Genomic DNA, 12,735 nt, shown 5'->3' with positions numbered 1-12,735 from the left:
CCCGGAAAGTCCGGGGCCGTTCCTTTGTATCGCGTGCGGATTATTCCGCGGGCATGGTCGATGTCTCGGGATCGATGGTGGTGGCGACACCGGCGGCTTCACGCCGCCCATCGTTCCAGATTGCCTTGATCAGAGCCACGCACATCAGCGCCATCACGATGGAGAAGGGCAGCGCCCCGATCACCATCGCGGTTTGGATCGCGCCCGTGCCGCCCGAGATCAGCAGACCGCCAACCACCAGCGCCAGAGCCGCCCCCCAGAAGAGGATATGCGGACGCGCCTTGGGCCCTTCGTCACCCGCCGCGTTGATCGTGTTCACGATCAGAACGGCAGAGTCCGCAGAGGTCACCAGGAAGGTCAGCAGCAGCACAACGATCAGAACCGCCATGCCCCAGGCCAGAGCCTCGGCAATCGGTGCGAGCATGAACTCGGTCATGGCGAAGATCTTGTCGCCATTGGCCGCGCCCAGGATCACGCCATCGGCGCCTCCGGTGAGCTCCAGATCGATGGCGGTGCCACCGGCCCAGGCGAACCAGACAAAGCACATCAGAGAGGGCACGATCATCGCGCCCAGCACGAATTCACGGATCGAACGACCGCGCGAGATGCGTGCGAGGAACAGGCCCACGAAGGGCGCAAAGGCGATCCACCAGGCCCAGTAGAACACCGGCCACCAGCCTTGCCACTGGGTCAGCAGGAAGGCTTCGGAGCCTTCGACCCCGTCAGAGCTGTAGACGTTGAAGCTCAGGAAGGGCAGGGCGAGGATGTAGTCCCAGATGCCGACGAAGAAGGCCATCGCCCCGAACCAGGTTGCCCCGAACAGGATGAAGAAGCCGAGCAGGACGATCGACAGGGTCATGTTGATGTTGGACAGCCACTTGATGCCCTTGCCAACCCCGGACAGCGCCGAAATTGTCGAGGCGCCCATGATCACCAGCAGGGCGATCACGATCCCGAAGGTCGTGGCAGAGCCATCCGGGTTGGCCAGACCGCCAAACCCGATCCGTGTCAGACCGGCCACAAATTGCTCGACGCCGAATCCGAGCGTCTGGGCCACGCCGAGAATGGTCGCAACCACCGCGACGATGTCGATGACATGGCCGACAGTGCCTGAAAGCGACTTGCCGAAGAGCGGTGTCAGCGAGGACCGGATCGTCAGGGGCAGGCCCCGGCGATAGCTGAAGAAGGCCAGCGAAAGACCAGCAATCGCATAGCAGGCCCAGGCACCCAGACCCCAGTGCAGATAGGACCAGACATAGGCCGTCCGCACATTGTCTGCGCCCAGGGCGGTGGTTTCACCCATGATCACAGAAGGGTTGTTCTGGAAATGCGCGACCGGTTCGGCCACGGCCCATGTCAGCATGCCAACGCCGATACCGGCGCCGAACATCATGGAAAACCACGAGAAATTTGAAAACTCAGGTGTTTCCCCGGCCACGCCGAGGTTGAGGCGACCGGCCGCTGGCCAGAGGGCCAGACCGATGCAGACCAGCACGAAGGCTGCGACGACCCAGATATACCAGGCGGCGAATTGCGCGAGGATCGCGGTGTTCCAGTTGCCGAGGATCGTACCGGCTTCCGTCGGCCAGACAATACACCAGACGACCAGGACGCTGATGATGATTTTGCTGACGACGGTCACATTTAGGCTGAAGCCGCGATAAAAACCGGTATCAGCGGTCTTGATCGGCAGCTCCGATAGTGGGGGCTTTATAGACACTTCTCTGTCTCCCTGTAGGACAATCACACGTTTTACGCGTGTTCTTTGAATGGACGCATCATACGGATCGTACGTCTTTTGGTAAGTTGCATTATGGGCGACTATAGTTGCAAGCACAGGAAACCTTGGATGCTCAATCGCGCACACTTAAGAAGCCTAAGCGACGTTGATATTCGGCTGGTCCGCATTTTCATCACAGTGACCGAGTGCGGCGGCTTCGCGGCTTCGGAGGTGGAGCTGAATATCGGGCGCTCGACGATCTCGAAACATATCTCGGATCTGGAGCTTCGGATCGGGCTGAAACTCTGCAATCGCGGGCCCTCCGGGTTCTCGCTGACCCCTGAGGGGGAGCTGGTGCTCGAGGCATCGCGGCGGCTTCTTGCCTCCATCGACGGGTTTCAGGCCGAGATCGACAGCATTCACACCCATCTGACCGGGACCTTGCGGCTGGGGCTGTTCGACCAATCCTCGACCAACCCGCGGGCGCAGGTGGACGGGGCGATCCGCGCCTTTGACGCGCTGGCGCCGGATGTCGCGCTCGAGATCGCCTTGGCCGCGCCCGGGGTTCTGGAGGCCCGGGTGACCGATGGCTCGCTCGATCTGGCGATTGTGCCGATCCACCGGGATTCCAGCCTGCTGAGCTATCAGCCGCTCTATACCGAGCATATGACGCTCTATTGCGGGGTCGGGCATCCGCTCTTTGACATCCCCCAGAGCACGCCGCTCGCCGAGTTGGACCTCGCGCAGTACAAATATGCGGGCTACGCCTTCAACTCGCCGAACATGCATGCCGCGGCCTCCCTCGGGCTGGAGCGCAGCGCCCGGGTGCAGGAGGAAGAGGCGCTGTCGCTTCTGGTGCAATCGGGACGCTACTTGGGATTTCTGGCCGATCACGTGGCTGCGGCTTTCCTGCGCAAGGGGCATGTGCGCCCGGTGGCCCCGGGCGAGACGGCTTATGCGACGACCTTTGCCGCCGTGGCGCGCCGCAACCCCGAGCCGGACCGCAAGACCCGCGAGTTTCTCGAATGCCTCCGGGCCGCCCATCCCGATCCCTAGCCCCGCATCCCAACCTCTGTGGGCGCGCGGGCGGGGACTGGTCTTCGGCCCTGAGGCCGCGCAGTATCGCCGCAAGACGCGGGGCATCCCGTGGAGCAATCTCGGGGAGGGGATATGACACTGCAGGATATCGAAAGCTTCGCCCTTGGCGGATGGGTGCCGCCCGGCGATGGGGCCCGGCTTGTCACCGACGCGGTTACGGGGGCGCCGCTGGGCCGGGCGGGGAACGGGGCGCTCGATCTCGGCGCGATGCGCGACTATGCCCGCCGTGTTGGCGGGCCGGCCCTGCGCGCCATGGGGTTCCATGACCGGGCCCGGATGCTCAAGGCGCTGGCGACCTATCTCAACACCCATAAAGAGCAGCTCCATACCCTGTCGCTGCGCACCGGCGCGACCCGGGCCGATGGCAAGATCGATATCGACGGCGGGATCGGCACGATGTTCGTCATCGCGTCCAAGGGGCGGCGTGAGATGCCCGATGGCCAGGTCTATCTGGATGGCGGGGTCGAGGCGCTCTCACGTTCCGGTACTTTCGTGGGCCAGCATATCTGCACCCCGCTGCAGGGCGTCGCGGTGCATATCAACGCCTTCAACTTTCCGGTCTGGGGCATGTTGGAAAAGCTCGCGCCGACCCTTCTGGCCGGGATGCCGGCCATCGTGAAACCGGCCACGGCAACCTGTCAGGTGACCGAGGCCTGCCTGCGGCTGATCGTACAGAGCGGGATCCTGCCCGACGGCGCGCTGCAGCTTGTGACCGGCGGGTTGGGAGACCTTCTGGATCAGCTCGACTGTCAGGACGTGGTGAGCTTCACCGGGTCCGCCGAGACCGCGCTGATGCTGCGCGGGGCGGACCACCTGCTGCGCAACTCGGTGCGCTTCGTGGCCGAGCAGGACAGCCTGAACGCGTCGGTCCTTGGGCCCGATGCGGGGCCGGGCACGCCGGAGTTCGACCTCTTTGTCACCGAGGTGCATCGCGAGATGACCGTGAAGGCCGGGCAGAAATGCACGGCAATCCGCCGGATCCTCGTCCCCGACGCCCATCTGGACCCGGTGCTTACGGCCCTGTCCGCGCGGCTTGCGCAGACGGTGATCGGCCATCCTGCCGAGGCCGGGACCCAAATGGGCGCGCTGGTCTCGGCTGCGCAGCGGGCGGATGTGCTGGCCAAGGCCGCGACCCTGGGCGGCGAGGCCGAGCGGGTCTGCGGCAATCCCGACGCCTTTGAGGTCCATGGCGCGGATGCGGAGGCCGGGGCCTTCCTGCCGCCCATGCTCTATCATTGTGCCGATCCGCGCGGGGCCCGGGCGCTCCATGCGGTCGAGGCGTTTGGCCCCGTGGCCACGGTTATGGGCTATGGCGATCCGGAAGAGGCGGTGGATCTGGTGAACCGCGGCGGCGGCAGTCTGGTGGCCTCGGTCATCACCGCCGATACCGGGTTTGCGCGCGACGTCGCGCTGGGTGCGGCGGCCTTCCACGGGCGGCTCTATGTCAACAACCGTCACAGCATGGCCGAGGCGACCGGCCATGGCGCCCCGCTGCCGCATATGGTCCATGGCGGACCCGGGCGGGCCGGTGGCGGTGAAGAGCTCGGAGGGGTGCGCGGCGTGCTACACTATATGCAACGGACCGCGATTCAGGGCAGTCCCGACCTGCTGACGGCGATTGGCGGGATCTGGGTGCCGGGCTCTGCGCAGCAGACCGGCCCCTGCCATCCGTTTCAGCGGCGGTTCCACGAGCTTGAGATCGGCGAGACCCTCGAGACGGCGGCGCGCGAGGTCACCCAGGACGATATCGCCCATTTCGCCGATTTTACGGGGGACCGGTTCTACGCGCATCTCGATGAGGATGCCGCGGCGCGCAACCCGTTCTTTCCCGGGCGCGTGGCCCATGGGTATCTGTTGCTGTCCTTTGCAGCGGGTCTCTTCGTGGAACCCTCGGAGGGGCCCGTTCTGGCCAATACCGGGCTCGAAGACCTGCAGTTCGAAAAGCCCGTCGTACCAGGGACAAGGGTTCACGCCCAACTGACGGTCAAGCGCAAGACCCGCCGGACGGACGATTACGGCGAAGTGCGCTGGCATGTGGATCTGCGGGATGATGAAAACAATGCAGTTGCAACATACACGCTTAAAACCATGGTCGCTTATTAGGCTTCCCTGTCTTTGAGATCCCTATTTTGTTTCTGTTTTTCGTATAATCGGCGGAAAGCGGACAAAATGCTGCAACAGCAAAATAAACGCTTGCCTGAATCATGCTGCATGGCAGAAAGTAACCTTACGTCCGGAGTGTTCTGTCCAGACGGTTCGAGTGCCTCCAGCCCTCTGACTGGAAACGTACTGCGCGACATGCAGGAAGCTTTGTGACCCAAGGGACGTTAATGTTCGACAGTGCCATCGTTACCCTTCCGAGTTTTCCTTCTGACAAGCGTCACTCCATCTCCGGGCTGTCGTCCGGGGCCTTCATGACGGTCCAACTGCATGTCGCGCATTCCTCCTCCTTTATCGGGGCGGGGGTCATCGCGGGTGGTCCTTACCGGGCGGCCGAGACCTTCGAGGCGGCGCCGCTTGCGCCGACCTCCTGCATTCTGAACTCGTTTTATGTGGCGATGACGCCGCTGACCCCGTCGACCGCGCCCAATCCCAAGAAGCTGGCGCAACTGGCGCATCAGACCGCGAATATCGACGACCTGTCCAACCTTGCAGGGCAGAGGCTCTATATTTTCACGGGCTCCGAGGACAAGGTGGTCAACCAATACGCCGTGCACGCGACCCGGGCCTTCTACGAAGAGCTCGGCGTTGCGGGCGATGCAGTGATGTTCGTGGATGATGTGCCCGCGGGGCATTCGATCATCACCATGAACCCCGAAGATTCCCTCCTTGCCGCGAACGAGCCCCCCTATATAAACCGGGGCCCGTTCGTGCAGTCGCACCAGATTCTCGACCATCTCTATCCCGGCGCCCATCCCCCGGCGTCGTCGTGTCTGGGCGACCTTATTCGCTTCGATCAGTCGGAGTTTGTCGAAACCGGCGCGCCCAAGGCCTCCATGTCGGAATTTGGCTATGCCTATATTCCGTCACGGGTGGCCTCCGGTGAGGCGCAGGCGATCGGGGTCCATGTGGTCTTGCATGGCTGCAAGCAGGGCTATGCCTATATCAATTTCGTCAATGGCCGCGAAGACAGCCAGAACCAGCCGCCCTATGGCGACCGCTATGTGCGCAGCACGGGCTATATGGAATGGGCCGAGGCGAATGACCTGATCCTGCTTTTTCCCCAGGCCGAGGGCGGTGACAGCAATGATGTCCAGAACCCCGAGGGCTGCTGGGACTGGTGGGGCTATAGCGCTGAGGACCCCTATGCGCCGGATTACTATTCGCGCGACGCGGTGCAGATCCGCGCGATCCACACCATGCTGACCCGATTGGGCGGCGTCTGAGAGGTTTCCCCATGGAAAGCGCGTTCGAAACCACGGCGAAACTGCAGGCCAGCCTCGCCACCCGGGCCCTGACCAATTCGCGCAACGCCGCGCAACTGGCCGCGAAGCCGCCGACCGCCGACACGATGGCTGAGAGCTGGGAACTGGCGGAGGCGACCTACAAGCGGATGAATGCCCTGCAACAGTCCTGGATCAAGGATTGGAGCGATTGGATCAGCTATGCTCAGTCGCTGGACGGTGTGGATACCATGCCGAAATATGTCGACCGGACCGGGAATATCTTTCTCCAGGCTCAGGCGCAGATGGTCTCGCAGGCCAGTGAGCTCAGTGAGCTTATGGACAATGTGGGCGTGAGCTACGCCTATTGGATCAGCGGCAAGCTGCACGAGACCCGCTAAGCCCGACCGCGCACAGGCGCGACCGCAGGTCTTGCGACGATAGTCGTAGGCCAAGCGTTACCCGTTGAAAAGTCACATGCAAAACACGCGTTTCTCATCCGGAGCGTGTATTGCAGGGTGCTTTTCGCTGGCCCTGACTGCATTTTTGTGCATTTCTTCCCGCACAGGGGAAGGAGACGCTTAACGATGCCGGGTTTCTGGAGCATTTTCGCAGATGCTTTTGGTCTGATCTTTGCATGGGATCCGGACCTGTTGGAGATCATCGGCCTGTCGTTGCGTGTCACCCTCACCGCCGTCGCTCTCTCTTGTCTGATCGGTTTGCCGCTAGGGGCGGCTGCCGGCGCGTTTCGGTTTCCGGGGCGAACGGTTCTGGTGGTCCTGCTGAACGCAGCAATGGGCATGCCCCCTGTGGTGGTGGGGCTGCTCGTCTATCTGATGCTGTCGGCGGCAGGGCCACTGGGGACCCTTGGCCTGCTTTACACACCCACGGCGATGATCATCGCCCAGACCTTGCTGGTGACGCCGATCATCGCCGCGCTGACGCGGCAGGTGGTGGCCGATCTGAACGTGGAATATGCCGAGCAGTTCGCGTCGCTGCAGGTCGGACCGCTGGACCGGATCACCGCCTATCTCTGGGATGCGCGCTACACGCTGCTGACCGTGGCGCTGGCCGGGTTCGGGCGGGCCGTGGCCGAGGTTGGCGCGGTGATGATTGTCGGCGGCAATATCGACCATGCGACACGGGTCATGACGACCTCGATCGCGCTGGAAACCTCCAAGGGCAATCTGGAGCTGGCTCTGGCGCTCGGGGTGATCCTGCTGACGCTGGCGGTGATCGTGAATGCGCTGGTGATGTCCGTGCGCGCCTCGGCGGTGAGGGCGGCTTATGCGTGACCTCTCTCCAGACCTGCCGCTGGTCGCCGATGGCACCAGCCTGCCGGGCCCGGCCCAACTCGCCGCTCAGGATATCTGCCTGACCCGGCGCGGCGTGCGGCTGCTCGACAACCTGACCCTCGCAATCCGGCCCGGGCGCAAGACGGTGATCCTCGGGGCCAACGGGGCGGGCAAGAGCCTGCTCCTGCGGGTGCTGCACGGGTTGATTACCCCCGATACCGGGACGGTCCAATGGGAGGGTAACTCCCTCGACAGTTCTGCTCGCGCCGCCCAGGCCATGGTGCTGCAGCGTCCGGTCCTGCTGCGCCGGTCGGTGCTTGGCAATCTGCGCTTTGCCCTGTCGGTGCGCGGTGTCCGGGGGCAGGCCCGCGCCGCCCGCGAGGCCGAGGCGCTGGACCGCGCGGGGCTCAGCGATCTGGCCCACCGTCCGGCCCGTGTCCTGTCGGGCGGCGAGCAGCAACGGCTTGCGGTAGCCCGCGCGCTTTCGACCGAGCCTCGAATGCTCTTGCTGGACGAGCCCACGGCGAGCCTCGATCCCGCCGCGACCCGTCATATCGAAACCCTCGTGGAGGCCGCCCATGGGGCAGGCGTCTCGGTGGTGATGGTGACCCATGATCGCGGTCAGGCCCAGCGTCTGGCCGATGACGTGGTCTTTTTGCACAAGGGCCGCGTGGCCGAAGCAGGCCGCGCCGCGCAGGTTCTGCATGCGCCGCGCAGCCCGGAAATGGCCGCCTGGCTCGATGGTCGGCTGCTCGACTAAGTCCCCGGGAATTCTTGTTTGTATCCCGATCCGAGGAGGAAATCGTGTCCCTAAAATCTCGTTTTATAGCCCTGGCGCTGGGGGCCGGGCTGTCGTGTTTTGCCCTGTCGGGGGCCGCGACCGAAGACCGCTTCATCCTCGTTCAATCCACGACCTCGACCCAGAATTCAGGCCTGTTTGACCATCTCCTGCCGATCTACGAGGCGCAAAGCGGCGTCGATGTGCGCGTGGTGGCCGTGGGCACGGGACAGGCCCTGCGCAACGCGGCCAATGGCGATGGCGATGTGCTTTTTGTCCATGCCAAGGAGGCCGAGATGGCCTTTGTGGCCGAGGGCTACGGCGTCTCGCGCGCGGATGTGATGTATAATGACTTCGTGATCGTGGGCCCGGCGGCGGACCCCGCAGGCGTGGCCGGTGAGACGGATGTGACCGCGGCCCTGCGCCAGATCGCCGAGGCCGAGGCACCGTTTCTCAGCCGGGGCGATGACAGCGGGACGAACAAGGCCGAGCTGAGATTGTGGGCCGAAAGCGGGATCGACGCGCAGGACGCCTCAGGCGGTTGGTATCGCGAGACCGGCTCGGGCATGGGGGCGACCTTGAATACCGGGATCGGCATGGGCGGCTATGTGATGACCGACCGCGCCACATGGATCGCCTTTGGCAACAAGGCGGGCCACCGGATCCTGGTCGAGGGCGACCCGCGTCTGTTCAACCAATACGGCATCATCCTCGTGAACCCGGAGGTCCACCCCCGGGTCAAGGCTGAGCTTGGGCAGGGTTTCGTGGACTGGATCCTCTCACCGGAGGGGCAAGCCGCCATCGCGTCCTTCAAGCTCGACGGGCAGCAGCTCTTCTTCCCGAATGCAGGGGGCTGACGCGGCTCAGGTCGCGTTCCACAGGACCTCGCCCATGGTCGCGATATCATACCCGCCCAGCGACGCGGCCTTTTGCGTGATCTCGGGTGTTCGGGCGACCTGCAGGAGGCTTTGCACCGGCGGCGTGAAATAGGCCCGCCGGTCGATCAGCAAATCGAAAGGCTCCATCAGGATCGGCAGGAAGCCGAGCTTGAACTGCCGCGCCATGGCGGCAATGCCGAGGGCCGCATCCGCAGCGCCCGAGGCCACGGCGAGCGCGGCATCGGTTTCCGTGCGCGCGACACCTTCGGCCGGAGCCAGTGCCTCTGCCGAGAGGCCCACGCCCGCCAGAAGCTGATCAAGCAGCGCCGCCGCCCCGGCGCCGGACTGCCGCCGGACCACGCGCAGACCTGCGAGATCATTGAGGCTTTTGACCCGGTCCGCGATCCCGGGGGCGAGGATCAGCCCGCGCTCCCGAAGGGCCCAGCGGATCAGGACGCAGTCCCGCAATCCGTGAGACGCGACCGTGTTCCGGTTCCAGCGCCCGTCGCCCTCGGGAATGTGCAACCCGGCCAGCGCCGCCTTGCCCTGGGCAAAGCAGGTCAGCCCGTCCGCACTGCCGTTTTGCAGTACCGCGAGCCCGCCATTGCTCTCGCCGACGGCCCAGGCGAGCAGCGGATCATGGGAGCCGGTGAGCACATCGGGCACCTGCGCGGGCGCGGCCTCGCCGGAGCCATCGATCCAGGCCATGATCTCGTCGCGCGGGAACAGCAGCTTGCCGGTGATCCGCCGGTGGGGGATTTCATCCGCCCCGGCCAGGTCATAGACCTTGCGCTCGCGCACCCGCAGCAGATCCGCGACCTCCTTCGTGGTCAGGTAGAGCGGGGTGTCGCTGGGGGCAGTGTCGTTTGGCATGGGGTCCTGTCCGGCCGTTGGATCAACGATGGCGGCAAAACGGCGCCGCCGCAAGTCATGGGCGGTTCAGCCGGTCAGGCTGCGGGCCACCGCGCGGGCGATCACCCGCTCTTCATCCGTGGGAATGACGAGGATCGGCACGGGTCCGCCCCCGATCTGCCGCGCGTCGCCGTCATTGGCCCCGGCATCGAGGGTCAGGCCGAGATAGCCCATCCCCTCGATCACCCGGGCGCGCACGGGCGCTGCGTGCTCGCCGATGCCGCCGCAGAAGACCAGCCCGTCGAGCCCGCCCAGCACCGCCGTCATCGCACCCAGCTCGCGGCGGATGCGGAACACGTAGTAATCGATCGCTTCCGCCGCCTCGGGCGCGTCGCTCGCCAGCAGCGTGCGCATGTCATGACTGATCCCCGACAGCCCCTTCAGCCCGCTCTCGGTGTAGAGGAGCGTGGTGATCTCGGCCGCACTCAGCCCCTGATCCATCAGGTAAAGCAGCACGCCCGGGTCGAGCTGGCCGCAGCGTGTGCCCATGGGCAGCCCGTCCAGCGCCGAGAAGCCCATGCTCGAGCCGACGCTTTGTCCATCACGGACCGCGCACATGGAGGCCCCGTTTCCCAGATGGGCGATCACGATCCGCCCGGCGGCCAGCGCGGGGTCCGTCGCGCGCAGGTGGTCGGTGATGTAGTCATAGGACAGCCCATGGAAGCCGTAGCGCCGCACGCCCTCGTCGTGGAACCGGCGGGGCAGGGCGAAGGTGTCGTTCACCCAAGGGTGCCCTTGGTGGAACGCCGTGTCGAAACAGCCGATCTGCACCGCGTCCGGAAAGGCCTCTTGCGCGGCGGTGACCATGGCGAGGTTATGGGGCTGGTGCAGCGGGGCGAGCGGGATGAAGGCGCGGAGCTGGTCCAGCACCTCGGGCGTCAGCACCACAGGCGCGCCATAGGCCGAGCCGCCATGGACGATGCGGTGCCCGACCCCGGCCACCGCGCGCCCGGCCAGCACCGGCGCAAGGGCCGCAAGGATCGCCGCCATCGCCCCCGCATGGTCCGTGGGACCAAGGGGCAGAGGGGCGCGATCCTGCCCGCGCAGGATCAGCCGTGCGTCCGGACCCAGCCCGTCCACCAGCCCCTCGACCATCAGGGTCGGCTCGGCGGTGACCGCGTAGACCGAGAATTTGACCGAGGAGCTGCCTGCATTCAGGGTCAGCAGCACGCTCATCCGGCGGCTCCGACTGCGAGGGCGGCGATGGCGCAGGAGGCCAGCCTCGCCTGATCGCTATCGGCCCGGCTGGTCAGGATCACCGGGCATTGGGCCCCCATCACGATCCCGCCCGCATCCGCATGGGCGAGGAAGGTCAGCTCCTTGGCGAGCATGTTCCCGGCCTCGAGGTTCGGCGCGATCAGGATGTCCGCGCGCCCGGCCACCATCGAGGTGATGCCCTTCGTGCGCGCCGCCGCCAGATCCACGGCGTTGTCCATGGCGAGCGGGCCGTCCACCAGCCCGCCGGTGATCTGCCCGCGCTCGGCCATCTTGGACAGGATCGCCGCGTCGAGAGTCGAGGGGATCGCGGGGTTCACGGTCTCGACCGCCGACAGGATCCCGACCTTGGGCGTGTCGATCCCGATGGCATTGGCCAGATCGATGGCGTTCTGGATGATATCCGCCTTGGTCTTGAGATCCGGCGCGATGTTGATCGCGGCATCGGTGATCATGATCGGATGGTCGAGCCCGGGCACATCCATCACGAAGACATGGCTCAGCCGCCGCGTGCCGCGCAGCCCGCCATCTTTCTTGAGGATCGCACTCAGCAGGACATCCGTATGCAGATGCCCCTTCATGATGGCCTTGGCCCGCCCCTCATGCACCAGTTGCACGGCGCGCTTGGCGGCGGCCTTGTGCTGGGGTTCGGCGATGATCTCGTAGGGGGAGAGGTCGATGCCCCGGGTCTCGGCGGCGCTGGCGATCTTGTCCGGGTCCCCGATCAGGAGCGGCGTGATCAGCGTATGCTCGGCCCCGAGGATCGCACCGGCCAGCGCGTCGGGCTCTTCGGGGGCGACCACCGCGGTGGTGAAGGGCGGCAGGGGCTCGGCACGGGCGATCATCTCGTCGAAATGCACATGGCGCTGCACCACAAGGCCCGGCACCTGTTCACGGTCGAGGCTCACGAGCACCTCGGGCGCATAGACCTCGGCCTCGCCTTCGACCAGCAGCCGCCCGGTATCGGTCTCGACCCAGGTATCGAGGCGGACCACCCGGTCGGCGAATTTCTCGCGCACGCGGACCCGCGCGATCAGGGTCTCGCCTGCCATGGCCTGCCCGACAAAGGTCAGGCTCTGGGACCGGTAGCGCGTTCCGGGCCCCGGCAGCTGATTGCCCAGCACCGAAGAGATCAGCGAGGCCACCCACATGGACGGGGCCACGGCCTCGGGGCGGCCATCCCCGTCGCCATCCTGATCGGGCACGTTCAACGGATTGTAATTGCCGGAGGTATTGGCAAAGACGATCAGGTCTTCCTCGCGGCACAGGCGTGTGGCCTGGGCCTCTGCCCCGATCTGCAAATCGTCGTAGATGCTCGTCATTCTCTGGTCTCCGGTGCCTGTGTGCCCTGCCTCCCCCCGGTGTAGCGCTGCGCGGCGCAGAGGGGAAACACTCAGCCCCCGGATGCGACATGCCGCCGGGCCTGCCCGGTTTTTGAAAGGGTTTCGGGCCGGTC

General features: G+C 65.4%; 11 protein-coding genes. 7 read left to right on the top strand and 4 right to left on the bottom strand.

Annotation, left to right across the window (positions count from 1 at the left end; genetic code table 11):
• Positions 1-40: 40 nt before the first annotated feature.
• Positions 41-1,720: a BCCT family transporter gene (locus tag ACP15I_RS14350; protein WP_424975613.1), complete on the bottom strand. Its 1,680-nt coding sequence runs from the start codon at positions 1,718-1,720 to the stop codon at positions 41-43.
• A 93-nt stretch (positions 1,721-1,813) separates the two neighbouring features.
• Between ACP15I_RS14350 and ACP15I_RS14345 the strand changes: the two genes are divergently transcribed.
• The 7 genes from ACP15I_RS14345 (at position 1,814) to ACP15I_RS14315 (ending at position 9,131) form a co-directional block, all read left to right on the top strand.
• The gene (locus tag ACP15I_RS14345; protein WP_424975612.1) at positions 1,814-2,776 is read left to right on the top strand and encodes a LysR family transcriptional regulator; all 963 of its coding nucleotides are present in this window, start codon (positions 1,814-1,816) and stop codon (positions 2,774-2,776) included.
• 114 nt (positions 2,777-2,890) lie between these two features.
• Positions 2,891-4,921 carry a phenylacetic acid degradation bifunctional protein PaaZ gene (gene paaZ / locus ACP15I_RS14340; RefSeq protein WP_424975611.1) on the top strand — a complete coding sequence of 677 codons (2,031 nt, stop codon included), beginning with the start codon at positions 2,891-2,893 and terminating at the stop codon, positions 4,919-4,921.
• Positions 4,922-5,232: 311 nt separating this feature from the next.
• A complete protein-coding gene (locus ACP15I_RS14335; protein ID WP_424975610.1) occupies positions 5,233-6,204 on the top strand; it encodes a hypothetical protein in 972 nt (323 codons plus the stop codon).
• 11 nt (positions 6,205-6,215) lie between these two features.
• Positions 6,216-6,602 (top strand): hypothetical protein, encoded by a 387-nt coding sequence (locus ACP15I_RS14330; protein ID WP_424965212.1) that lies wholly within the window; start codon positions 6,216-6,218, stop codon positions 6,600-6,602.
• A 186-nt stretch (positions 6,603-6,788) separates the two neighbouring features.
• A complete protein-coding gene (locus ACP15I_RS14325; protein WP_424975609.1) occupies positions 6,789-7,496 on the top strand; it encodes an ABC transporter permease in 708 nt (235 codons plus the stop codon).
• Positions 7,489-8,256 (top strand): ATP-binding cassette domain-containing protein, encoded by a 768-nt coding sequence (locus tag ACP15I_RS14320; protein ID WP_424975608.1) that lies wholly within the window; start codon positions 7,489-7,491, stop codon positions 8,254-8,256. The genes ACP15I_RS14325 and ACP15I_RS14320 overlap by 8 nt, the downstream gene beginning before the upstream one ends.
• A 44-nt stretch (positions 8,257-8,300) precedes the next feature.
• A complete protein-coding gene (locus ACP15I_RS14315; protein WP_424975607.1) occupies positions 8,301-9,131 on the top strand; it encodes a substrate-binding domain-containing protein in 831 nt (276 codons plus the stop codon).
• Positions 9,132-9,137: 6 nt separating this feature from the next.
• Here ACP15I_RS14315 and ACP15I_RS14310 read toward each other — a convergent pair whose 3' ends face one another.
• From ACP15I_RS14310 to ACP15I_RS14300, 3 genes are all read right to left on the bottom strand, one after another.
• The gene (locus ACP15I_RS14310; RefSeq protein ID WP_424975606.1) at positions 9,138-10,025 is read right to left on the bottom strand and encodes a substrate-binding domain-containing protein; all 888 of its coding nucleotides are present in this window, start codon (positions 10,023-10,025) and stop codon (positions 9,138-9,140) included.
• Positions 10,026-10,091: 66 nt separating this feature from the next.
• On the bottom strand, positions 10,092-11,240 hold the full coding sequence (locus ACP15I_RS14305) for an acetate/propionate family kinase (protein WP_424975605.1): 1,149 nt from the start codon (positions 11,238-11,240) through the stop codon (positions 10,092-10,094).
• On the bottom strand, positions 11,237-12,601 hold the full coding sequence (locus ACP15I_RS14300; protein ID WP_424975604.1) for a bifunctional enoyl-CoA hydratase/phosphate acetyltransferase: 1,365 nt from the start codon (positions 12,599-12,601) through the stop codon (positions 11,237-11,239). Before ACP15I_RS14300 ends, ACP15I_RS14305 begins: the two co-directional genes overlap by 4 nt.
• Between the last annotated feature and the right edge of the window lie 134 nt (positions 12,602-12,735).

It is taken from the genome of Dinoroseobacter sp. S124A, assembly GCF_049801015.1.
Classification (GTDB): domain Bacteria; phylum Pseudomonadota; class Alphaproteobacteria; order Rhodobacterales; family Rhodobacteraceae; genus Dinoroseobacter.
The sequence above is the reverse complement of the archived record's forward strand: the minus strand, read 5'-3'. Positions and strand labels throughout refer to the sequence as shown.